This is a genomic window from Aureimonas pseudogalii, assembly GCF_014196835.1.
In the GTDB taxonomy this organism is placed as follows: domain Bacteria; phylum Pseudomonadota; class Alphaproteobacteria; order Rhizobiales; family Rhizobiaceae; genus Aureimonas; species Aureimonas pseudogalii.
Map to the genome: position 1 here is coordinate 241,617 of NZ_JACIEK010000001.1, position 21,154 is coordinate 262,770.

At 68.6% G+C, this 21,154-nt stretch carries 21 protein-coding genes; 6 read left to right on the forward strand and 15 right to left on the reverse strand.

The features are described from left to right. Window positions 1–5 precede the first annotated feature (5 nt). From GGR04_RS01220 to aptA, 10 genes are all read right to left on the reverse strand, one after another. A complete protein-coding gene (locus GGR04_RS01220; protein WP_183197050.1) occupies window positions 6–1,001 on the reverse strand; it encodes an ABC transporter substrate-binding protein in 996 nt (331 codons plus the stop codon). 36 nt (window positions 1,002–1,037) lie between these two features. Next, window positions 1,038–2,015 carry an ABC transporter permease gene (locus GGR04_RS01225; RefSeq protein ID WP_183197052.1) on the reverse strand — a complete coding sequence of 326 codons (978 nt, stop codon included), beginning with the start codon at window positions 2,013–2,015 and terminating at the stop codon, window positions 1,038–1,040. Beyond that, the gene (locus tag GGR04_RS01230) at window positions 2,012–2,917 is read right to left on the reverse strand and encodes an ABC transporter permease (RefSeq protein ID WP_312857408.1); all 906 of its coding nucleotides are present in this window, start codon (window positions 2,915–2,917) and stop codon (window positions 2,012–2,014) included. The genes GGR04_RS01225 and GGR04_RS01230 overlap by 4 nt, the downstream gene beginning before the upstream one ends. A 213-nt stretch (window positions 2,918–3,130) precedes the next feature. Further along, a complete protein-coding gene (locus tag GGR04_RS01235; RefSeq protein WP_183197054.1) occupies window positions 3,131–3,913 on the reverse strand; it encodes an ABC transporter ATP-binding protein in 783 nt (260 codons plus the stop codon). Continuing rightward, window positions 3,910–4,272 carry a hypothetical protein gene (locus tag GGR04_RS01240; RefSeq protein WP_183197057.1) on the reverse strand — a complete coding sequence of 121 codons (363 nt, stop codon included), beginning with the start codon at window positions 4,270–4,272 and terminating at the stop codon, window positions 3,910–3,912. Before GGR04_RS01240 ends, GGR04_RS01235 begins: the two co-directional genes overlap by 4 nt. Window positions 4,273–4,277: 5 nt before the next feature. Further along, the gene (gene hydA, locus GGR04_RS01245) at window positions 4,278–5,726 is read right to left on the reverse strand and encodes a dihydropyrimidinase (protein ID WP_183197058.1); all 1,449 of its coding nucleotides are present in this window, start codon (window positions 5,724–5,726) and stop codon (window positions 4,278–4,280) included. 13 nt (window positions 5,727–5,739) lie between these two features. Further along, window positions 5,740–6,132, reverse strand: a complete 393-nt coding sequence (locus GGR04_RS01250) for a type II toxin-antitoxin system PemK/MazF family toxin (RefSeq protein ID WP_281383017.1) — start codon at window positions 6,130–6,132, stop codon at window positions 5,740–5,742. Further along, on the reverse strand, window positions 6,084–6,305 hold the full coding sequence (locus GGR04_RS01255) for an antitoxin MazE-like protein (RefSeq protein WP_183197062.1): 222 nt from the start codon (window positions 6,303–6,305) through the stop codon (window positions 6,084–6,086). Before GGR04_RS01255 ends, GGR04_RS01250 begins: the two co-directional genes overlap by 49 nt. Window positions 6,306–6,336: 31 nt before the next feature. Beyond that, window positions 6,337–7,584: a Zn-dependent hydrolase gene (locus GGR04_RS01260; RefSeq protein WP_183197064.1), complete on the reverse strand. Its 1,248-nt coding sequence runs from the start codon at window positions 7,582–7,584 to the stop codon at window positions 6,337–6,339. Between the two features lie 49 nt (window positions 7,585–7,633). After that, a complete protein-coding gene (gene aptA / locus GGR04_RS01265) occupies window positions 7,634–8,962 on the reverse strand; it encodes an omega-aminotransferase AptA (RefSeq protein WP_183197066.1) in 1,329 nt (442 codons plus the stop codon). Between the two features lie 171 nt (window positions 8,963–9,133). Here aptA and GGR04_RS01270 point away from each other — a divergent pair, with 171 nt between their 5' ends. After that, the gene (locus GGR04_RS01270; protein WP_183197069.1) at window positions 9,134–9,784 is read left to right on the forward strand and encodes a TetR family transcriptional regulator C-terminal domain-containing protein; all 651 of its coding nucleotides are present in this window, start codon (window positions 9,134–9,136) and stop codon (window positions 9,782–9,784) included. Window positions 9,785–9,814: 30 nt separating this feature from the next. Here GGR04_RS01270 and GGR04_RS01275 read toward each other — a convergent pair whose 3' ends face one another. From GGR04_RS01275 to GGR04_RS01285, 3 genes are all read right to left on the reverse strand, one after another. Next, a complete protein-coding gene (locus GGR04_RS01275) occupies window positions 9,815–12,283 on the reverse strand; it encodes a putative bifunctional diguanylate cyclase/phosphodiesterase (RefSeq protein ID WP_183197071.1) in 2,469 nt (822 codons plus the stop codon). A 141-nt stretch (window positions 12,284–12,424) separates the two neighbouring features. Further along, window positions 12,425–13,768, reverse strand: a complete 1,344-nt coding sequence (preA, locus tag GGR04_RS01280) for an NAD-dependent dihydropyrimidine dehydrogenase subunit PreA (protein WP_183197073.1) — start codon at window positions 13,766–13,768, stop codon at window positions 12,425–12,427. Between the two features lie 14 nt (window positions 13,769–13,782). After that, the gene (locus GGR04_RS01285; protein WP_183197075.1) at window positions 13,783–15,210 is read right to left on the reverse strand and encodes an NAD(P)-dependent oxidoreductase; all 1,428 of its coding nucleotides are present in this window, start codon (window positions 15,208–15,210) and stop codon (window positions 13,783–13,785) included. Window positions 15,211–15,537: 327 nt separating this feature from the next. Between GGR04_RS01285 and GGR04_RS01290 the strand changes: the two genes are divergently transcribed. The 5 genes from GGR04_RS01290 (at window position 15,538) to GGR04_RS01310 (ending at window position 19,752) form a co-directional block, all read left to right on the forward strand. After that, complete coding sequence (locus tag GGR04_RS01290; protein WP_183197077.1) at window positions 15,538–16,131, forward strand: hypothetical protein; 594 nt, start codon at window positions 15,538–15,540, stop codon at window positions 16,129–16,131. Next, complete coding sequence (locus tag GGR04_RS01295) at window positions 16,131–16,499, forward strand: winged helix-turn-helix domain-containing protein (RefSeq protein WP_183197079.1); 369 nt, start codon at window positions 16,131–16,133, stop codon at window positions 16,497–16,499. Before GGR04_RS01290 ends, GGR04_RS01295 begins: the two co-directional genes overlap by 1 nt. Before the next feature lie 28 nt (window positions 16,500–16,527). Beyond that, window positions 16,528–17,229 carry a di-trans,poly-cis-decaprenylcistransferase gene (locus tag GGR04_RS01300; RefSeq protein WP_183197081.1) on the forward strand — a complete coding sequence of 234 codons (702 nt, stop codon included), beginning with the start codon at window positions 16,528–16,530 and terminating at the stop codon, window positions 17,227–17,229. Between the two features lie 47 nt (window positions 17,230–17,276). Next, window positions 17,277–19,229, forward strand: coding sequence for a linalool dehydratase/isomerase domain-containing protein (locus GGR04_RS01305; RefSeq protein ID WP_183197083.1), 1,953 nt, complete (start codon window positions 17,277–17,279; stop codon window positions 19,227–19,229). Window positions 19,230–19,353: 124 nt separating this feature from the next. Beyond that, window positions 19,354–19,752: a diacylglycerol kinase family protein gene (locus GGR04_RS01310; protein ID WP_183197085.1), complete on the forward strand. Its 399-nt coding sequence runs from the start codon at window positions 19,354–19,356 to the stop codon at window positions 19,750–19,752. A 70-nt stretch (window positions 19,753–19,822) separates the two neighbouring features. Here GGR04_RS01310 and GGR04_RS01315 read toward each other — a convergent pair whose 3' ends face one another. After that, window positions 19,823–20,773 carry a glycine--tRNA ligase subunit alpha gene (locus tag GGR04_RS01315; protein ID WP_183197087.1) on the reverse strand — a complete coding sequence of 317 codons (951 nt, stop codon included), beginning with the start codon at window positions 20,771–20,773 and terminating at the stop codon, window positions 19,823–19,825. A gap of 117 nt (window positions 20,774–20,890) precedes the next feature. Beyond that, the gene (locus GGR04_RS01320; RefSeq protein WP_183197089.1) at window positions 20,891–21,082 is read right to left on the reverse strand and encodes a hypothetical protein; all 192 of its coding nucleotides are present in this window, start codon (window positions 21,080–21,082) and stop codon (window positions 20,891–20,893) included. Between the last annotated feature and the right edge of the window lie 72 nt (window positions 21,083–21,154).

Sequence of the window (21,154 nt, forward strand, 5' to 3'; positions counted from 1 at the left end):
CTGCCTTACGGCAGCGTCTTCATCTTGTCGGTCACCACGCTCGTCCAGGCACCGGCCGGCTGCTTCGTGATCACGGGATCGGAGCCGCCGCCCATCAGCACCGCCACGGTGCTCTCGGCCGCCTTCGTGTCGAGCGTCCCGTCCGAGTCGCCGACCAGCTTCACGACCTCGCCCACCATGCGCTTCTGGTGCTCCTCGGTCTGGGCACCCGTCGTGTCGTTGTCGAGGACGATGGTCGCCGCCTCGTCCGGGTTGGCGGCGGCGTACTGCCAGCCCTTCATCGAAGCCTTCACGAAGCGGGCGAGCTTGTCCACGGTCGCGGGGTCGGCGAGTTTCGCCTCGGTCGTGTAGAGCCCGTCCTCCAGCGTCGCGACGCCCTGGTCCTCGTATTTGAAGACCGTCAGCTGGTCGGCGGGGAGCCCCGCGTCGATCACCTGCCAATATTCGTTGTATGTCATGGTCGAGATGCAGTCGGCCTGCTTCTGGATCAGCGGATCGACGTTGAAGCCCTGCTTGATGACGGTGACGCCGTCCGCCCCGCCCTGCGTGGAAAGCTTCAGCTTCGACATCCACGAGAGGAACGGATACTCGTTGCCCGAGAACCAGACGCCGAGCGTCTTGCCCTTGAAGTCCGCGGGCGCGGCGATGCCCGTCTCCTTGCGGCAGGTCAGTTCCATGCCCGAGGCCTTGAACGGCTGGGCGATGTTGACGAGCGGCAGCCCCTTCTCGCGCGCCGCGAGCGCGGCGGGCATCCAGTCGACGATGACATCGGCCCCGCCGCCCGCGATCACCTGTTCGGGCGCGACGTCCGGGCCGCCCGGCTTGATGGTCACGTCGAGGTTCGCCTCGTCGTAATAGCCCTTTTCCTTGGCCACGTAGTAGCCGGCGAACTGGCCCTGGGTCACCCATTTCAGCTGCAGCGTCAGCGCATCCGCGGCGCCGGAGATGCCGGTCGAGGCGCCGAGCGCGATGAGGGCGCCGGCGAGGATGGAGGTCTTCATGCGCTTCGGTCTCCTGCTGCGGTGGGTGATGAGGGTTCAGGCGCCCCGCATCGAGGGGTGCCAGAAGGTGACGAGCCGCTCGATCGCGCTCACGCCGGCATAGAACAGCGAACCGGCGATCGCGGCGACCACGATCTCGGCCCAGACCATGTCGGTGTTCAGCCGGCCGATCTCGGCCGAGATGCGAAAGCCCATGCCGACGATCGGCGTGCCGAAGAACTCCGCCACGATGGCCCCGATCAGCGCCAGCGTCGAGTTGATCTTGAGCGCATTGAAGACGAAGGGCATGGCGGCGGGCAGCCGCAGCTTCAGCAGCGTCGCGCGCGGCGAGGCGCCGTAGGTGCGCATGAGGTCGCGCTCCATCGCGCCGGCCGCCGCAAGTCCTGCCACGGTGTTCACCAGCATCGGGAAGAAGGTCATGACCACGACCACGGCCGCCTTGGACGGCCAGTCGAAGCCGAACCACATCACCATGATCGGCGCGACGCCGATGATCGGCAGCGCCGAGACGAGATTGCCGATCGGCAACAGACCGCGCCGGAGGAAGGGCGATCGGTCGATGAGGATGGCCGCGAGGAAGCCCGCGCCGCAGCCCATCGCGTAGCCGGCGATCACGGCTTTCAAAAAGGTCTGGCGAAAGTCGGCCCAGAGGATCGGCAGCGAGGCGGCGAACCGCTCGGCGATCATCGAGGGCGCCGGCAGCAGCACGACGGGCACGTTCAGCCCGCGCACGGCGAGTTCCCAGAGCGCCAGCAGCGTCAGTCCGAACAGCGCGGGAACGACGATCCCAAGCGCGCGGCGGGCCACCACCCCGGCGGGATCGAGCGCGGCGAGCGTGGCGGTGAGCCGCCATGCGGCCAGCCAGAAGAGGAACGCTGCGAGCGCGACGAGAAGACCGGACGCTCCTGCACCGATCAGGGCGAAGGCGGTGGCCAGGGCGACCAGAGCCACGCCGGTGGTGACCACGATCCTCGATCCGGCCGGCTGGTTCAGGAGCGATGCGACGCGGCTCATGGCCGCTCTCCCATGCGACGGCGCGCCGCGGTTTCGGCGAGGCCGATCAGCGCCACGAGGATCGCCGCCAGCGCCGAAGCCGTGACCAGCGCCGACCAGATCTGGATCGTCTGTCCGTAATAGGAGCCGGCGAGAAGGCGCGCGCCGAGGCCGGCCACCGCGCCGGTCGGCAGCTCGCCGACGATGGCGCCGACGAGCGCCGCGGCGACCGCGATCTTCATCGAGGCGAAGAGGAAGGGCAGCGACGCCGGAAACCGCAGCTTGGCGAGCACTTGGCTCCGCGTCGCGCCGTAGGTGCGCATGAGGTCGAGATGCATCCGGTCGGGCGAGCGCAGGCCCTTCACCATGCCGACCGCGACGGGGAAGAACGAGAGATAGGTCGCGATGATCGCCTTCGGCACCAGCCCGGCGACGCCGACCGCGTTGAGGACGACGATGATCATCGGCGCGACCGCGAGGATCGGGATGGTCTGCGAGGCGATGATCCAGGGCATCAGCGAGCGGTCGAGCGTGCGCGAATGCAGGATGCCGACCGCCAGCGCGACCCCGAGCAGCGATCCCATCGCGAAGCCGAGCAGCGTCGAGGCGAGCGTCACCTGCGCGTGGAAGATCAGCGAGCGCGGCGAGGTCGGCCTCACCCCGACCGTCGTCTTCCAGATCTCGGCCACGATCTGGTGCGGCGCCGGCAGGATCGGCCGCTCCGCGCTCCAGGTCGCGGCGACGTGCTGCGCGGCGTCGAAGGGCTGGCCGGCGCGGGCCAGCCTGTCGCCCTCGGTCTGCCAGTTCATGACGACGGCGCCGGCATACCAGAGCGCGAGGATGGCGAGGACGACGGCGAGGACCGGCACGCCGCGGGCCTGCAGGACGCGCGCCCGAAGACCAACGGGCGTAGAAAGGCCGATGCCGGCGCCGGGCTCGGCCAGCGGCGCGGCGCTCACGGATGCCCCCTCGGCCGCCCGTTCAGGGCATCGTCTCCCTTGATGGACGAAGTGCGGCGTGGGCTCGGCGATCGAAAGCCCGTCTCCCTGGCAGGCACCGACGCTCCCCCGCGCCCCTCCGGGGAACGAGGGAGCGCGAGCATGAGCTCGCGGACGGGCGAGGGTTTCGCAGCCATTTCAATCATACGAATGCCCCGCCTTCAGCCCCTCACGCACCCGGTGAGCGATCTCGAGGAAGCGCGGCGTCTCGCGGATCTCCAGCGGGCGGTCGGGGCCGAGATCGCAGTCGACGATGTCGTGGATGCGGCCGGGACGCGGGCTCATCACCACGATGCGCGTCGACAGGAACACCGCTTCGGGAATGGAATGGGTGACGAAGACCACGGTCTTGCGGGTCTTCGCCCAGAGCTTCAGAAGCTCCTCGTTCAACCGGTCGCGCACGATCTCGTCGAGCGCTCCGAAGGGCTCGTCCATCAGCAAGAGGTCGGGATCGAAGGACAGCGCCCGCGCGATCGAGGCGCGCTGCTGCATGCCGCCCGAGAGCTGCCAAGGAAACTTGCGCCCGAACCCGGTGAGCCCGACGAGGTCGAGATTGCGGGCGACCCGCTCCCCCCGTTCGGCCTTGGGCACGTCCATCACCTCGAGCGGCAGCGCGACGTTCTTCTCGATCGTGCGCCAGGGATAGAGCGCGGCGGCCTGGAACACGTAGCCATAGGAGCGGGCGAGACGCGCCGCCTCCGGCGTCAGCCCGTTGACGGTGATCGACCCCGCCGTCGGCCGTTCGAGATCGGCAATGACGCGCAGCAGCGTCGTCTTCCCGCAGCCGGACGGCCCGATGAACGAGACGAACTCGCCGCGCGCGATCGTCAGGTCGATGCCCTTCAACGCATGGACAGGCCCGTCGCCGGTCTCGAAGGTCAGCGAGAGATCGCGCGCGGCGACCACTTGATCGACGCTCATGGGCATCGCTTCGCCGGTCCGAAACTCGTTCCGTCCGAGAGGCGCACCGTCCAGGCACCGTTCTTCAGGGTGGCCGACGCAGCTTCTTCGCCGCCGGTTTCATCACCGCTCTCGCAGGCGAGCGTCAGCGTGGCGGCACGGGCACTGGTCATCACGACCTTCCTGATGTGGCAGACGGCGGTCGACGTCGTGATCGCCTCGCGATCGATCAGGAGGAAATCGTCGGCGCCGCTCGATTCGCCCGTCTTGGCATAGCGGCAACCGTCGCGCTGTCCGAACGTGCCGCCGGGAAACCCGTCCGCGGCTCCCGCGCCGGAACTTGGCATCGCAAGGATCGCCAGCAGGATGGGCCAACGCATTCCCGTCAGACCCCCGCCGGAATGCCGGTGCGCTCGACGCGGCGCGGCGCCGTCAGTTCCTTCCATTCCGACAGGGCGCGCGCGACCGGCGGGTTCGCGGGGCGCTCGACGAAGCGGCCCTCGCCCGTGCCGGCGATCACTTCGCCGTCGCGATAGGCGACCACTCCGCGCGAAAGCGTGACGGCGGGAAGGCCCGTCACCTCGAAGCCTTCGAAGACGTTGTAGTCGATCGCCGACTTCTGGCCCCTCGCCGAGATCGTCTTGGTGGCAGCGGGATCCCAGACCACGAGATCGGCGTCGGCGCCGGGCAGGATCGCGCCCTTGCGCGGATAGACGTTGAGGATCTTGGCGATGTTGGTCGAGGTCGCCGCCACGAACTCGTTCATCGTCAGGCGCCCGGTGCGAACGCCCTTCGTCCAGAGGACGGCGAGCCGGTCTTCGAGCCCCCCGGTGCCGTTGGGGATCTTGGTGAAGTCGCCGATCCCGGTGCGCTTCTGCTCCGTGGTGAAGGCGCAATGATCGGTCGCCACCACCTGCAGCGAGCCCGACTGAAGGCCGGCCCAGAGCGAGTCCTGATGCAGCCTGTTGCGGAAGGGCGGGCTCATGACGCGGCGCGCCGCATAGTCCCAGTCGGGGTTGAGATACTCGCCCTCGTCCAGCGTCAGGTGCTGGATCAGCGGCTCGCCGAAGACCCGCATCCCCTTGGCACGCGCCCGTCGGATGGCCTCGTGGCTCTGCTCGCACGAGACGTGCACGACATAGAGCGGCACGCCGGCCTGGTCGGCGATCATGATGGCGCGGTTCGTCGCTTCGCCCTCGACCTCCGGCGGGCGCGAATAGCCGTGCGCCTCCGGCCCGTTGTTGCCCTCGCCCATGAGCTTGGCTTGCAGAAACGCCACGACGTCGCCGTTCTCGGCGTGGACCAGCGGCATCGCGCCGATCTCGGCGCAGCGCGAGAACGAGGCGAACATCTCGTCGTCGTTCACCATCAGGGCCCCCTTGTAGGCCATGAAGTGCTTGAACGTGTTGATGCCCTCCGCCACCACCTTCGGCATTTCGGCGAAGACCCGCTCGCCCCACCAGGTGATCGCCATGTGGAAGGAATAGTCGCAACGCGCCTTACCGGCCTTCTGGTGCCATTCCTGCAGCGCCTCGACCAGCCCCTGGTTCGGCGCCGGCAGGCAGAAATCCACGACCATGGTCGTGCCGCCGGCGAGCGCCGCGGCGGTGCCGGTGTCGAAATCGTCGGCCGAATGGGTGCCCATGAACGGCATTTCGAGATGAGTGTGCGGGTCGATGCCGCCAGGCATGACGAAGGCGCCGGTGGCGTCGATCGTCTCGTCGCCGGACAAATTCGGCCCGATCTCTGCGATCCGGCCGCCGTCGATCAGGATGTCGGCCTTGTAGGTGAGATCGGCGGTGACGATCGTGCCGCCCTTGATCGCGATGGTCATGCTCGTGCCTCCGTCATGTCTGTCCCGCCAGTCGATGCGCCAATCCCAGGAGGATCATCATCGCCAGATCGATCTTGGTCATGTCCTCGTCGGAGAGAGTGCCGACGATCGTGCCCAGTTGCCCCGCCTCGGCGCTCGTCATTCGGTTCACCATCACCTGCGAGACCATCCGCAATCCATTCGTTTGAGTCGGCTCGATGGTCGGACGCGTCACCGCGTCGTCGAGGAGGACGCTCGTCAGAGGACAGACGAGGATGGGCTGACCGGGACGAAGCAATTCGCTGGCATGGACGATGACGCCCGGTCGCGGCTTGCCGGCGTTGCCGCGGAGCGACAACGAGAAGACATCTCCTCGTTTCACGCCCCGTCGCCGTCCCAGACATCGCCTCGAACCTGAACGACCCATTCGTCGATTCCGGGATCGCGAGCATCCGCCTCCGCGATGCGCCGGGCCTCGTCCTGCATCCGGGCCCGGAAGTCCGGATTGTTCCAGTCGGGAACCCAGACCTCGACGGGCACGAAGCCCTGCCGCAACAGGTCCTCGCGCTCGGCGTCACTCAGTTCCTTCGGCCGTCCCATCGCTTGCCTCCCGCCTCCCGTCCGGCCGATCCTACGCCACCACTCCCGCCGTCTCCACCACCGCCTGCAGTAGCACGTCGGCGCCGGCCTTGGCCCAGTCCTTGGTGATCGCCTCGGCCTCGTTGTGCGAGAGGCCGCCCTCGCAGGGGCAGAAGATCATGGCGGTGGGCGCGACGCGGTTGATCCAGCAGGCGTCGTGGCCGGCGCCCGAGACGATGTCACGGTGCGAATAGCCCAAGCGCTCGGCGGCGCCCCGCACGGCCGAGACGCAGGTCTCGTCGAACGCGACGGGATCGAAATGGCCGACGACCTCGATCGCCGCCTCCAGCCCCGTGGCATGGGCGATCTCGGTGACGCCGGTCTCGATGCGCGCCTTCATCCGGTCGAGCACCGCCTTGTCGGGCGAGCGGATGTCGATCGTGAAGACCACGCGGCCCGCGATGATGTTGCGCGAGTTCGGGGAGACCTCGACATGGCCGATCGTGCCGACCGCGTTCGGCTGGTAGCCCATCGCGACCGTATGCACGAGCTCGGCGATGCGCCCGAGGCCGAGCACGCCGTCGCGGCGGCCCGGCATCGGCGTCGAGCCGGTGTGGCTCTCGCGGCCGGTCAGCGTCACCTCAAGCCAGTAGAGCCCTTGCCCGTGCGTGACGACACCGATCGTGGCCCCCTCGTTCTCGAGGATCGGCCCCTGCTCGATATGGAGCTCGAAAAAGGCCTTCATCGGCCGTCCGCCGACCGGCTCCTCGCCCTCCCAGCCGATGCGCTTCAGCTCGTCGCCGAACCGAAGCCCCTTCATGTCGAGCCGATCCTTCGCCCAGGCCTCGTCGAGGATGCCGGCGAAGACGCCGGAGGCGAGCATCGCCGGGGCGAAGCGGGCGCCCTCCTCGTTGGTCCAGTTGACGACGACGATCGGATGCTTCGTGTGAATCGCGAGATCGTTTAGCGTGCGCACCACCTCCAGCGCGCCGAGGACGCCGAGGACGCCGTCGTACTTGCCGCCCGTCGGCTGCGTGTCGAGATGCGAACCCATGTAGACCGGCGGCAAGTCCGGCTCGGTGCCCTCGCGCCGGAAGAACATCGTGCCCATCGTGTCGACCGACATCGTTGTGCCCGCTTCCTCCGCCCAGCGACGGAAGAGGTGACGTCCCTCCCCGTCGGCGTCGGTCAGGGTCTGCCGGTTGTTGCCGCCCGCGATGCCGGGGCCGATCTTCGCCATCTCCTCCAGCGCCTCCCAGAGCCGGTCGCCGTCGATCTGGAGATTGGACGAGAGGCTCATGCGATGCGGACCTTCGGCAGGAAGCGGTGAGTGGAGGCGGGAACGAACCTCAGGCGAGCCGGCGGATCACCGCCCGAAGCCCGTCGACGATCTCGCCGATCTGGCTTTCGGAGACGATGAGCGGCGGCGACAGGGCGATGATGTCGCCGGTGGTGCGGATGAGCAGGTTGTGGTCGAAGGCGTCGAGGAAGGCGGCGAAGGCGCGCGCCGCCGGCTTGCCCGCGATCGGCTCCAGTTCCACCGCGCCGATCAGGCCGATGGTGCGGATGTCGATGACGTGCGGCTCGCCCTTCAGCGAATGGAGCGCATCGGCGAAGACCGGCTCCAACGCCTTGGCGCGCTCGAACAGGCCCTCCTCCTTGTAGGTCTCCAGCGTCGCGAGGCCGGCGGCCGCGGCGATCGGATTTCCCGAATAGGTGTAGCCGTGGGCGAACTCGATGAGGTTCTCGCCGCCGCCCATGAAGGCCTCGTAGATGGTGTCGCGCACGTAGACCGCGCCCATCGGGATGACGCCGTTGGTCAGGCCCTTGGCGGTCACCATGATGTCGGGCGTCACGCCGAAATAGTCGGCGCCGAAGGCGGTGCCCATGCGCCCGTATCCGGTGATCACCTCGTCGAAGATGAGGAGGATGCCGTGCTGGTCGCAGATCTCGCGCAGCCGCTGCAGATAGCCCACCGGCGGCGGCAGCACGCCCGTCGAGCCCGACACCGGCTCGACGATCACGGCGGCGATCGTGGAAGGATCGTGCAGCGTGGCGATGCGCAGGAGATCGTCGGCGAGATCCGCGCCGTGCTCGATCGGCCCGCGTGTGTAGCTGTTCTTCGCGAGATCGTGCGTGTGGCGCATGTGGTCGACGCCGGTGAGCAGCGTTCCGAACATCTTGCGGTTGCCGACGATGCCGCCGACCGAGATGCCGCCGAAGTTGACGCCGTGATAGCCGCGCTCGCGGCCGATCAGCCGGAAGCGCGAGCCCTCGCCCTTGGCGCGGTGATAGGCGAGCGCGATCTTCAGCGCGGTGTCGACCGATTCCGACCCGGAATTGGTGAAGAACACGTGGTCGAGCCCGGTCGGCGCGATCGCCGCGAGCTTGGCTGCCAGTTCGAACGCCTTCGGGTGGCCCATCTGGAAGGCCGGCGCATAGTCGAGTTCGCCGGCCTGGGTGGCGATCGCCTCGGTGATCTTCGGCCGGCAGTGCCCGGCGTTCACGCACCACAGCCCGGCAGTGGCGTCGAGCACCTGCCGGCCGTCGTCGGTGGTGTAGTGCATGTCCTTCGCCCGCACGAACATGCGCGGCGCCTTCTTGAACTGCCGGTTGGCCGTGAAGGGCATCCAGAAGGCTTCGAGGTTGTTGGTCTGGATCGGGGCGTGCTCGTTCATCTCGGGTATCCCTGGTGCGGCCCGGTTTCACTGGGGCGGCGCACGCCCTGCAATTCTTGACTGTGCGGTCAAAAGCGACGCTAAAAGGTCGCCGTGAACCGGTCAAGCCGCATTGCACGGTTCCAAAGCAGCATGCTGCAACGCAAGAAAATCGGGCAGGAGCCGCCGCCGATGGATGCGAAGGTCCGCGCAGATCACCCGCCGTCGCGTCCGCCGACGCGGATCCAGACCGCGAACCGGGAGATCATCCTGGAAGCCGCCCTGCCGGTGTTTTCCGCGTTCGGCTTTCGCGGCTCGACGATCGACCAGATCGCGCGCGGAGCCGGCATGTCGAAGCCGAACCTCCTCTATTACTTCCGGCGCAAGGAGGACATCTACGCCGCCGTGCTCGAGCGCACGCTCGCCGAATGGCTGGCGCCGCTGGAAGCACTGGATGCAGCCGGCGACCCGGTGGAGGAACTGCGCCGCTACATCACGCTCAAGCTGCAGATGTCCCGCGACCATCCCGACGCGTCGCGTCTCTTCGCCAACGAGATCCTGAACGGGGCGCCGGTGGTGCGGCCCTTCCTCGAGACGCGGCTGCGCACGCTGGTGCTCGAAAAAGCGGCGGTGATCCGCGACTGGGTCACCGAGGGGAAGCTGGCGCCGGTCGATCCCGTGCACCTCGTCTTCGTGATCTGGGCGACCACGCAGCACTACGCCGACTTCGCCCTCCAGATCCGCGCCATTCTCGGCGATCAGGTCGATCGACCGGGCTTCGGCGAGCAGACGGCCCAGGCCGTGCTGACGATCGTCCTCAACGGCATCCGCCCGCGCGACTGAGCGGGGTCGGATGTAAAGCACCGACGTCGATCAGGCCGGCTCGCCGGCCGCGACCGCGACCTGCGGCGAAGAGACCGCGTAGGCGCCGGAGGCGAAGCCGTTGCGCACCTCCACGAGCATCTTGGCGAGATCGCTGGCCGGGCGCGGGCGCGAGAACAGGAAGCCCTGCATGTCGGTGCAGCCTTCGGCTTCGAGCATTGCCAGCTGCTCGGCGGTCTCGACGCCCTCGGCCACCACGGTCATGCCCATCGCGGCGCCGAGCCCCTGCACCGCGCGCACGATGGCGATGTTCTCGGAGCGGCTCATGTCGCGCACGAAGGACTGGTCGATCTTGATCCGGTCGAACGGGAAGCGGCTGAGATAGCCGAGCGAGGAGTAGCCGGTGCCGAAATCGTCCATCGACACGAGAAGGCCGAGGCGACGAAGCTGAACGAGCGTTTCGAGGATCGCGTCGGCCTCGTCGAGGAACAGCGATTCCGTCACCTCCAGCTGCAGGCGGCGGGGGTCGATGCCCGACGTTTCGATCGACTTGCGAATGTCGCCGACGAGATCGGCGCTCTTGAACTGGGCCGGTGACAGGTTGATCGACAGCGACAGGTTGGAGGGCCAGCGGGCGGCCTGCCGGCAAGCGTCGCGCATCACGAAGCGACCGAGACGCACGATCAGCCCGTTCGCCTCCATCACCGGGATGAACAGGCCCGGACTGACCTGCCCGCGCGTCGGGGAGTTCCAGCGCACGAGCGCCTCGAACCCGGAGATCGCGCGCTGCGGCAGGTTCACGATCGGCTGGAAATAGAGCTCGAACTCGTCGCGATCGAGCGCATCGCGAAGATCGGAGACCAGGCGCTGGCTCTCCTCCATCTCCTCGCGGATGCCGGGGGCGTAGAGCCGCAACTTCGAGCCGGTGTCGGCCTTGGCCTGATACAGCGCCAGTTCGCAGTCCTGCATCACCGCATGGGCGTCGCGGCCGGCCGCGCGGTCGGCCTTCGCCAGCGGCACCATGCCGATCGCCACGCGCACGCCGAGCGGACGGCCCGCCACCGTCACCGGGCGCTTCTGCAGGTCCTCGGCGATCATCCGGCACAGGTGATGCCCGGCATCCGGCTGCCCCTTCAGCCGCTGCACGATGCCGAACTCGTCACCGTCTAGGCGGGCCACGAGGTCTCCGGGCCGCACCAGCGCGGCCAGCCGCTCGCCGACCTGGCGCAGCAGGTCGTCGCCCGCCATGTGGCCGAGCGTCGTGTTGACGCTGTTGAAGTCGGCGATGTCGATGGCGATCACGGCGATCTCGTCGTCGACGAGATCCTGGGCCATCATGCCGTTCAGGTGCTCGTAGAACATGCTGCGGTTCGAGAGGCCGGTGAGCGGATCCTGGCGTGAGAGACGCTCCAGCTCGCCCCGCGCCGCGACCTGTTCGGTGATGTCGTCGAAGATCAGGATGGTGCCGCGCTCGCCGCCGCTGTCGTGCCGCCGCACCTGGAGATGGCGGCCCGATCGCAGCTGGTGGACCTGCATCTCGGGATCGTCGCTCGCGAGAATCGCGGCGAGATCGGCGTGGCGACGCACCGTTTCCGCCCGGCTGCCCGCCGCGATGCCCGGGAACATGCGAACGAAGGCATCGTTCGCGGCGAGCACGGTGAGATCGTCGCCGACGAGGCAGAAGGCCTGGGTCATGTTGTCGAGCGCGTTCTCGAAGCGCTGCCGCTGACTGTGCAGTTCGGATTCGAGCCGGCGATGGGTTTCCTTGCGCAGCCGCGCCGCCACGTTGTCGCGGTCGCTGATCGAGGCTTCCACGAAGCGGATCGCATTGGCGAGATCGTCCATCGGATCGACGTTCGGGCGCACCGGCGGATCGGCGCTGGGGTCGCCGACGCGCGTCAGGGCGGCGGCGGCATTGCGAATGGAGCGGCCGATGCTGCGCCCCAGCGCCATGAAGACGAGGAGGCCGACGAGGCTGCCGATGCCCAGACCCGTCCACACGAGCTGGTCGACCGATTGACCGTGATCGACCGAGCGCTGGCGCAGCGCCATGATGTCGGCGCGAAGCGCGTTGGCCGCCGTGTCGAACTCGTCGACGATCGTGGAAAGCTCGCGTCGCACGAGCCGGTGCGTCACGTCGCCCTCGGCGACGCGCAGACGGTTGAGCGCGTAGGCGAGTTCCGAGAGGCGACGCGAGGACGGACCTTCGGGCACCTCCAGCGCGCTCTGGCGAAGCTCGCCGAGGATCTCGGACAGTCCGGCCAGGAGCTCCGCGCCGTCGCTCGCGCCGATCGGTCCGACCACCCCGGCCGGAGTGCTCTTGGCGAGGAACCGGTTCTCCAGATCGGTCGCCTTCGCCGAGGCGACAGTCAGCCGGTCGAGCGGATCGACCCCGTTCTGGAACACGGCCTCGACGGCCGAACGAACGTCCTCGTTGCGCACATGCACCATCACGGCGAAGGTCGTCGCCACGATGGCCAGCAGCACGGCGCTGCAGAGCAGCTTCAGTTTTATCGACATCGCAGCGACCATGCCCAGACTGGAGAACGAAAGCTGCGTGATCGCAGTTTCGGATCGTCTGGCGGCAACGATGACATCACGCCGTTATGGAAGGGTTACCTGAACAAGACGATCCGAACGCCGTTTCGTATGGGCGTTGTATTATTCCGCGGCGTCAGGCAGCAGCATCGGCTCCGGCGCGAACTGCATGGTTTCGCGGCGTTGCGGATTGTTCGGATGCACAGTCCAGTTGGAATAGTCGGCCGGGATCGACTTGCCGGTTCGCGCATCGACACCCTGGACTCGTTCCATGGTGATGCAACTCTCGACGGGACAGACGTTGACGCAAAGGTTGCAGCCGACGCACTCCTCGTCGATCACCTCGAACTTGCGGCGCCCGTCGACCATCGCGGTGATCGCCTGGTGCGAGGTGTCCTCGCAGGCGATGTGGCACCGCCCGCAGGAAATGCAGAGATCCTGGTCGATCCGCGCCTTCGTGACGTAGGACAGGTTGAGATACTGCCAGTCGGTGACGTTCGGCACGGCTCGGCCGCGAAAATCCTCGATCGTCGCGTAGCCCTTCTCGTCCATCCAGTCCGAGAGGCCGGACGCCATTTCCTTCACCACCTTGAAGCCATAGGTCATCGCCGCCGTGCAGACCTGCACCGTGCCGCAGCCGAGCGCGATGAACTCGGCGGCGTCGCGCCAGGTCGTGATGCCGCCGATGCCCGACATCGGCAGCCCCCGGGTTTCCCGGTCCCGCGCGATGTCGGCCACCATGTTGAGCGCGATCGGCTTCACCGCCGGGCCGCAATAGCCGCCATGGCTGCCCTTGCCGTCGATGGTCGGGGTCGGCGCGAAATTGTCGAGGTCGATCGAGACGATCGAGGAGATCGTGTTGATGAGCGACACGGCATCCGCCCCGCCGCGGCGCGCGGCACGCGCGGGAAAGCGGATGTCGGTGATGTTGGGCGTCAGCTTGACGATGACCGGCAGGCGCGAGTGCTGCTTGCACCAGCGCGCCACCATCTCGATATACTCGGGCACCTGCCCCACCGCCGAGCCCATGCCGCGCTCGCTCATGCCGTGCGGGCAGCCGAAGTTCAGCTCGACGCCGTCGGCGCCGGTCTGTTCCACGACCTTCAGGATGTCCTGCCAGCTCTTCTCTTCGCAGGGCACCATCAGCGAGACGATCATCGCCCGGTCCGGCCAGTTGCGCTTGACCCGCGCGATCTCCTCCAGATTGACGTCGAGCGAGCGGTCGGTGATCAGCTCGATGTTGTTGAGGCCGAGGAGGCGCCGGTCCGGCCCGTGGATGGCGCCGTAGCGCGGGCCGTTGACGTTGACCACGGGGTCGCCCTCGCCGAGCGTCTTCCAGACGACGCCGCCCCAGCCCTGCTCGAAGGCACGCTGGACGTTGTACTCCTTGTCGGTCGGCGGCGCGGAAGCCAGCCAGAACGGGTTGGGCGAGGAGATCCCGAGAAAGTTCGTCGTGAGGTCGGCCATGTCCGTCGTCTCCCCTATCGAACCCAGGCCGAGGCGGTCTGAGCCGCGTCCGTCGCCGCTTCGCCGATGCGAGCGAGAAGGCCGGGCCGGGCGCTCAGCGCCTCGTGAATGCTCGTCGCGGCGATCTTGCCGTCCTCCACCGCCACCACCGTGAGGTCGGATCCGTCGGCGATGCAGTCGCCGCCGGCCCAGACGCCTCCTAGGCTCGTGCGGCGCTCGGCATCGACGCGGATGCGGCCCTTTTCCATCGCGATGTCGGCGCCCTCCCTCGTCATGCCGTCTGGGAGGAAGGTCTGGCCGATCGCCTTGAACACCTGATCGGCCTCGATCGTCACGGTCTCGCCGGTCAGTTCGAGCCGCCCGTCGCGCGATCGCGTGCGCTCCAGCTCGATGCCGCTGACATGGCCGTTCTCGGCGAGAATGCGCTTCGGCGTGAGGTTGCAGCGGATGTGGACGCCGCGGGTCTGCGCGATCTCCTGCTCGTAGCGCGAGGCGTTCATCGCCTCGCGGCCGCGCCGGTAGACGAGCGTCACCTCCTCGGCGCCGAGCGCCTTGGCCTGCACCGCCGCATCCACCGCCGTCATGCCGCCGCCGACGACGACGACGCGCCGCCCGACCGGCAGGTCCGAGAGATCGCGGGTCTGGCGCAGGTCCGCGATCCAGGCGACCGCATCGTGCGAGCCGCCGCTGGCTTCCCCGTCCGCGCCCAGCGCGTTGACGCCGGAGAGGCCGAGACCGAGAAACACCGCGTCGTAGTCGGCCCGCAGGTCTTCGAGATGAATGTCGCGGCCGAGCGCCTTACCGGTCTCGACTGTGATGCCGCCGATCGACAGCACGAAATCCACCTCGGCCTGCGCGAAGCCGTTCGTCGCCTTGTAGGCGGCGATGCCGTATTCGTTGAGGCCGCCCGCCTTCGGCCGCGCATCGAAGAGCGTCACGTCGTGGCCGAGCATCGCAAGGCGATGAGCACAGGAGAGGCCCGCCGGTCCTGCGCCGACCACGGCGACCGTCTTGCCGGTGGACGCGGCGCGCTCGAACGGATGGTCGCCGCGCTCGATCAGCCGGTCGGTCGCGAAACGCTGCAGCAGCCCGATCTTGACCGGCTTGCCCTCGGCGGTCTCGCGCACGCAGACCTCCTCGCACAAGGTCTCGGTGGGGCAGACGCGGGCGCACATGCCGCCGAGAATGTTGGCCGAAAGGATGGTCTTGGCGGCGCCGATCGGGTTGCCGGCCTGGATCTCGCGAATGAACAGCGGAATGTCGATCGAGGTCGGGCAGGCCTGCATGCAGGGCGCGTCGTAGCAGAAGTAGCAGCGGTCGGACTCGACCAGCGCCTCGTGCACCTTGAGCGGGGGATGGATGTCCGAGAAGCCCCTTGCCAGCGCCTCCGGCTCCAGCCGTGCCGGCGCGACGTCGCCGCGAATGGGTCGAAACTCGTTCATCGCAAGGCCCCCGGATCGTTCGGGCCGCGTGCCTGCCGACATCTGCCGGACACGCCTCGCCTACCCCTTTGTTGCAGCCGTCCGGCCCGGCTGCGCCGGCGCGTCGCGCCCGCAGTTTTGAACCGTTCCAGACGAGAATGATCCGAGATTTTCGGGCCGTCAAATATTTTTATCGTTTGGTCAAAAACGGTCGCGTTGCCTGAAATCGAGGCGGTGATTGCACTTCTTATGCGCGCAACTCAGCGGTTTCAATCTCACACCACCCGCCCAGTCTTGCAATTGGTTTCCGATGCAGTATGCTTTGTGATGCAAAGTCGGGATGGTGTGATGAGAGACGTTCAAAAGGCGCTGGCCGAGATCGAGGCGATTCGCAGCGGCATGGCGGCGGGCACGGTGTTCCGCGGGTTCGGCCCGACGACGCTGGCCGCGACCGGCGGCCTGGCGCTCGTCGCCGCCGGCCTTCAGACCCTTTATCCGCCGACCGTTCTCGTCTTCTTCGTCCAGTGGATCGCTGTCGCCCTCGTCTCGGTGGCTGCCGTCGGGGTCGAGGTGGTGCTGCGCTCGCGCCGCCAGCATGGCGGCCTCGCCGACGCGATGATTCATCAGGCGATCCAGCAGTTCCTGCCTGCCGGCATGGCCGGTGCGGGGTTCGCCGCCGTGGTCGCCCGCTGCGCGCCGGACACGGCCTGGATGCTGCCGGGCACCTGGGCAGTCCTCGTCGGGCTCGGCCTGTTCGCGGCCCAGCGCTCGTTGCCGCGCGCCGCCGTGCTTGTCGCCGCCTGGTACTTCGTCGCCGGCTTCGCCGCGTTGCTTCTCTCGGCCGGCGTCTCGACGCCCTCGCCCTTCGCGATGGGCGTGCCCTTCGCGGTGGGCCAGGGACTGCTCGCCATCGTGTTCCTCCGATCGCCGGAGGTTCGCTGATGGTGGGCGCGGGTTCCACCTCCCCCTTCGCCTACGAGGGGCTCGACCGCGTCATCCATGAAAAGGCGCGTCTCGGCGTCATGACCTCGCTCGCCGGCCAGCCGCGCGGCCTCGGCTTCGCCGACCTCAAGCGCCTCTGCGGCCTCACGGACGGCAATCTCAGCCGGCACCTGCAGGTTCTCGAAGAGGCCGGGTTCGTGCGCATCGAAAAGGCCTTCGCCGGCAAGCGCCCGGTCACGACCTGCTTTCTCACCGAGGCCGGGCGCGAGAGCTTCCTCGACTATCTCGCCACCCTCGAACAGGTGCTCAAGGACGCCGTGGCGGCGTCGAAGGCACCCTTGCGCGATCCCAAGCCCTCCCCCGCCTGACACCCTTTTTTTGACAGGAAACTTTGCAATGCAAAGCACTCTGCGTCCAAAGACTCACCTCGCCGTCATCATGGACGGAAACGGCCGTTGGGCGACGAACCGCGGCCTGCCGCGCAGCCGCGGGCACGAGGCCGGCGCCCGCGCCGTCCGTCCCGTGGTCGAAGCCGCAACGGAGGCCGGCATCGGCACGCTGACGCTCTACGCCTTCTCCTCCGACAACTGGCGGCGTCCGGGCCCTGAGGTCGCCGTGCTCATGGGCCTGCTGCACCGCTTCCTGGCGAAGGAGATCGAGGCCCTCGCCGACTCCGGCGTGCGCCTCAACGTGATCGGTCGGCGCGATCGCCTGCCGTCCGGGCTGGCCGCGCGCATCGCGGCGGCCGAAGCTATGAGCGCCGGCGCCGCGCGACTGCATCTGCGCATCGCCGTCGACTATTCCTCGCGCGACGCGCTCCTCGAGGCGGCCCGCCGCGCCGAAGCCTCGGTGACGCGCGAAACCTTCGGCGCCCTCGTCGCGGGGGCCGGCGTGCCCGACGTCGATCTCCTCGTGCGCACCGGCGGCGAGCGCCGCCTCAGCGATTTCCTGCTCTGGGAATGCGCCTACGCGGAACTGCGCTTCGTCGATCGCCTGTGGCCCGATTTCGGACGCGACGACCTGACGGAGGCGCTCGCCGACCTTCGAAGCCGCCAGCGCCGCTTCGGCGGCCTGCCCGCCGCCGCCGAAGCGGCGTGAATTCGCCGATGCCCGCGCGAACGTCTCTTCCGACGAACGAGCCCCCGATGACGGAACCGAGCCTGCTCCCGGCCGCCAAGCGCGGCAGCGTCGGCCGAAGCCGCTTCGGCCCGCCCGGTCCGGTCGCGCAGCGACAGGTCGGCCGCAGCTTGCTAGGTCTCGCCGCCCTCGTCGCCATCGGGGCGGCACTGACGCTCGTCGCCGAGCCTGCGCCGCTGCGCGCGCTGGGGTTCAGCCTCGCGCTGCCCGGATCGGGGTTCGTCCTCTGCCATGGATCGGCGGGGGCGCCGGAGGTCGCGCCTTGGCTCGGCTTCGCCGCGACGTGGCTGATGCTGCCGGGTGCCGTCTTCCTGTGGTTCGCGACGGGCAACGCCGCGGCGCCCCCGGCCGTCTGGCTTCTCGCGGCGCTGGGGTCGGCCGTCCACGCCGCCGGTCGCGGCTGTCTCGGGTCCGCTCCCGAGGTCGCCGGCTTTGCGCTGCTGCCGCTTGCGGGCCTCCTCGCCGGAGCGGGACTTGTGCTTCTGCGGCGGTCCAGCCCGTCGCTCGACGCCGCACCGGCGCGGCCGGCACCCGAGACGAGCATCGCGACGCCTCCCACGCCCCGAGCGGAAGATCCCGGCGAACTCGGCCCGCAGGATCTCGCCCGCCTGCGCTTCCTGCTCGACCGGGCGCTGCAGCCGCTCGACGCGTTCGAGGGGTTCGAGCGGCTCGATCCGTTCCAGTCGGGCGCGCTGCGCTACCAGCTCCAGTTCCCCGGCTTCGCGCTGGCGATGGTGCAGCGCTCCAAGCTTCCGGCGCTCCAGGCCTATCTCACGCAGGCGCAGGTCAACCTCGTGGAGAAGACGCGCCGGCACGAGGTCTGGCGATACTGGGCGCTGGAGAACCTCTGGGGCCGTGGGCGTCTCGATCCCGACCCGCTCGCCGTCGACAACGTCATGTATTCCGGCTTCTGCGCCGCGCAGATCGCGCTGTTCCAGGCCGCCTCCGGCGATTACCGCTTCTCACGTCCCGGCGCCTTCACGCTGCACCATCCCTCCGGCCGATGCTTCGAGGCGGACTTTTCCTCGCTGGTCGCCGGCATTTCGGAGCAGCATCGGCGCTCGCGGTTCGGGCTCGTCGCCTGCGAGCCCAACTGGCTCTTCCCCGTGTGCAACAGCATCTCCTATCTCGCCATCGCCGCCCACGAGGCTCAGTTCGGCGGCACCAGCTGGCAGGACATGGCCGAGCGCCAGCGCGCCCTCCTCGAAACCGAGTTCACCGACCGGCACGGGCGTTTCGTCACCTGCCGCTCCAGCCGCACCGGGCTCGCGATGCCGCCGATCGGCGGCGCGCTGACGCGGCTGCTGCCGTGCTTCTTCCTCGATGCGGCGCTGCCCGATCTGGCGCAGGCGCATTGGCAGCGCCTCCGCCCCGCCCTGCTGACGTCGGTGGAGGGATCGTCGCGGGCGAAGGTGCGGGCGTTCTGGCCGATCGACGTCGGCAACTATCGCCTCACGCGCATCGCCGGTCTCGCGGGCGCGGCGGCGGCGGCCACCGAGATGGGCGACCGCGAGGTCGCGAGCGCCATGATCGAGGCGCTCGACCGGCTGCATCCGCTCGTCACGACCGGGGGAATCGGGCACCGGCCGAACGCCTCGATCTGGGCGCACGCCTTCGAACTGATCGCGCAGAGCGGACGCGCGGGCAGCCTGCGCGATCTCGTCCGCCACCCCTCGCCGCCGCTCGGCGAGGCGCCGACCCCGCACGTGAGCGACTGCCCCTATCCTCAAGCTCTGGTCACCCGCGCGGTCTGGCGGGACGGGCGGCTCGAACTCGTGCTGGTTCCCGGCTCCGGCGGCGGCCGGATCACCCTCGGCCTCGCCGGCCTGAAACCGAACAGTCGATACCGCAGGATCGAGGACGGAGCGCCCGTCGCCAGCGGCCGGGATGGAACCGCCGCGCTGTCGCTCGACCTGCGCGGCCGCACCGTCGTGACGATGATCGAAACGGAGACTAACTGATGGCCTGCTGCATTCTCGCCGGACTGGCGTTCGGACTGATCCTCGCGGCTGCACGAAAACTCGCCGCGCTGACCGGACGCGGAACCGATCCACTGGAATGGCGCACCGGTGCGGGAGACGCGCCATGACCGCCTCGGCCCATTCCGCCGCGGCGGGGCGCGGGCTTCGCGCAATTCTGCGGCGTCGGATCGCCAGCTTCGGTCATGCGGGCGTGGGGATCGCCCATATGGTGACGACGCAGCCCCATGCCCGCATCCATCTCGCGGCCGTGGCCGTGGTCGTCGGCGCCGGATGCTGGCTCGCCATCCCGATCGAGGACTGGATCGCCGTGACGCTCGCCTGCGCCCTCGTGCTGGCCGCCGAAGCGATCAACACCGCCTTCGAACATCTTTGCGACGTGGTCAGCCCGCAATGGAGCGAGGACGTGCGCCGCGCCAAGGACGTGGCAGCCGGCGCCGTGCTGCTCGCCGCCGTCGCTGCGGCGATCGTCGGAGGTCTGATCGTCGCGAAGGCGCTGAGCTGACGCCGGACACGAAAAGACCGAACGTTTCCGCCCGGCCCTCTCGCAGGATCGTTCGCTTGGGCCCGTCCGCTCAGGCCGCGCGGGCCTGCATGCCGGCGCCGCCGGCCTCCGTCTGGAGAAAGGCCTCGCCGCAGGCCTTGGCGAGCGTACGCACCCGCAGGATGTAGCTCTGGCGCTCGGTGACGGAGATCACGCCGCGCGCATCGAGAAGATTGAACGCGTGGCTGGCCTTGATCGCCTGGTCGTAGGCCGGCAGCACGCAGCGATGCAGCGCCTGCGCCTCGGTCGGCGCGCCCGCCGCGAGGATCGCCGCGCATTCCCGCTCGGCATCGTCGAAATGCTGCAGCAACATCTTCGTATCGGCGATCTCGAAGTTGAAGCGCGAATATTCCCGCTCGGCCTGCAGGAAGACGTCGCCATAGGTGACCTTCTCCTCGCCCTCGCGGCCGTTGAAGTTGAGGTCGTAGACGTTGTCGACGTTCTGGACGTACATGGCCAGCCGCTCGAGCCCGTAGGTGAGTTCCCCCGCCACCGGCGCGCATTCGATGCCGCAGACCTGCTGGAAATAGGTGAACTGCGAGACTTCCATGCCGTCGCACCAGCACTCCCAGCCGAGGCCCCAGGCGCCGAGCGTCGGCGATTCCCAGTCGTCCTCGACGAAGCGGATGTCGTGTAGCGCCATGTCGATGCCGATCGCCTTCAGCGAGCCGAGATAGAGCTCCTGCAGGTTGGGCGGGTTGGGCTTCAGGATCACCTGATACTGGTAGTAGTGCTGCAGCCGGTTGGGGTTCTCGCCGTAGCGCCCGTCCTTGGGCCGACGCGAGGGCTGCACGTAGGCGGCGTTCCAGGGTTTGGGGCCGAGCGCGCGCAGCGTCGTCGCGGGGTGGAACGTGCCGGCGCCCACCTCCATGTCGTAGGGCTGCAGCACCACGCAGCCATAATCGGCCCAGTAGCGGTGCAGCGCGAGGATGAGGCCCTGGAACGAGCGTTCGGGCCGCATGTGCGGGGCGAGATCGGACATGGGTCGGGAGCCTTCGTCAGCAGCGGCGGCACCGGCGGGGCCGGTCGAGGCCCGGGAGTTGCCATGCGCGCTGCGCCGGGGTCAAGCCGAGGCGAGAGCGCGACGGCCGCGCGACGGTCAGTCCTTCGGCAGGCGATAGACCCCGTCGTCGCCGCGCACGAGCGTGCCCTGCGCGCCCGAGCGCATCTCCTGCTCGGAGCGGCGGTTTCGCTCCACGACGCGCGCGGTCTCGCGGCGCATCTGCTGGTAGCCGAAATAGGCGGCGGCGCCGACGAGTCCGAAAAGCACGAGAGGCATGAGATCGACCATGGGTTCAGATCCCCGAGGGATCGCGGCGAAGCACGGCGATCCTATGGCAGAGACCGCCGCGCGCCAAGCCGC

Excerpts from the sequence above, each read along its gene's own strand:
- hydA (WP_183197058.1), bottom strand. The coding sequence starts at position 5,726 with ATGACCATCGCGATCAAGGGCGGCACGATCGTCACCGCCGATCTCACC.
- GGR04_RS01270 (WP_183197069.1), top strand. The coding sequence starts at position 9,134 with ATGGATGCGAAGGTCCGCGCAGATCACCCGCCGTCGCGTCCGCCGACG.
- GGR04_RS01220 (WP_183197050.1), bottom strand. The coding sequence starts at position 1,001 with ATGAAGACCTCCATCCTCGCCGGCGCCCTCATCGCGCTCGGCGCCTCG.
- preA (WP_183197073.1), bottom strand. The coding sequence starts at position 13,768 with ATGGCCGACCTCACGACGAACTTTCTCGGGATCTCCTCGCCCAACCCG.
- GGR04_RS01240 (WP_183197057.1), bottom strand. The coding sequence starts at position 4,272 with ATGCGTTGGCCCATCCTGCTGGCGATCCTTGCGATGCCAAGTTCCGGC.
- GGR04_RS01290 (WP_183197077.1), top strand. The coding sequence starts at position 15,538 with ATGAGAGACGTTCAAAAGGCGCTGGCCGAGATCGAGGCGATTCGCAGC.
- GGR04_RS01235 (WP_183197054.1), bottom strand. The coding sequence starts at position 3,913 with ATGAGCGTCGATCAAGTGGTCGCCGCGCGCGATCTCTCGCTGACCTTC.
- GGR04_RS01250 (WP_281383017.1), bottom strand. The coding sequence starts at position 6,132 with ATGGGTCGTTCAGGTTCGAGGCGATGTCTGGGACGGCGACGGGGCGTG.
- GGR04_RS01315 (WP_183197087.1), bottom strand. The coding sequence starts at position 20,773 with ATGTCCGATCTCGCCCCGCACATGCGGCCCGAACGCTCGTTCCAGGGC.
- GGR04_RS01260 (WP_183197064.1), bottom strand. The coding sequence starts at position 7,584 with ATGAGCCTCTCGTCCAATCTCCAGATCGACGGCGACCGGCTCTGGGAG.
- GGR04_RS01225 (WP_183197052.1), bottom strand. The coding sequence starts at position 2,015 with ATGAGCCGCGTCGCATCGCTCCTGAACCAGCCGGCCGGATCGAGGATC.
- aptA (WP_183197066.1), bottom strand. The coding sequence starts at position 8,962 with ATGAACGAGCACGCCCCGATCCAGACCAACAACCTCGAAGCCTTCTGG.
- GGR04_RS01320 (WP_183197089.1), bottom strand. The coding sequence starts at position 21,082 with ATGGTCGATCTCATGCCTCTCGTGCTTTTCGGACTCGTCGGCGCCGCC.
- GGR04_RS01255 (WP_183197062.1), bottom strand. The coding sequence starts at position 6,305 with ATGGGACGGCCGAAGGAACTGAGTGACGCCGAGCGCGAGGACCTGTTG.
- GGR04_RS01305 (WP_183197083.1), top strand. The coding sequence starts at position 17,277 with ATGACGGAACCGAGCCTGCTCCCGGCCGCCAAGCGCGGCAGCGTCGGC.
- GGR04_RS01285 (WP_183197075.1), bottom strand. The coding sequence starts at position 15,210 with ATGAACGAGTTTCGACCCATTCGCGGCGACGTCGCGCCGGCACGGCTG.
- GGR04_RS01300 (WP_183197081.1), top strand. The coding sequence starts at position 16,528 with ATGCAAAGCACTCTGCGTCCAAAGACTCACCTCGCCGTCATCATGGAC.
- GGR04_RS01275 (WP_183197071.1), bottom strand. The coding sequence starts at position 12,283 with ATGTCGATAAAACTGAAGCTGCTCTGCAGCGCCGTGCTGCTGGCCATC.
- GGR04_RS01295 (WP_183197079.1), top strand. The coding sequence starts at position 16,131 with ATGGTGGGCGCGGGTTCCACCTCCCCCTTCGCCTACGAGGGGCTCGAC.
- GGR04_RS01310 (WP_183197085.1), top strand. The coding sequence starts at position 19,354 with ATGACCGCCTCGGCCCATTCCGCCGCGGCGGGGCGCGGGCTTCGCGCA.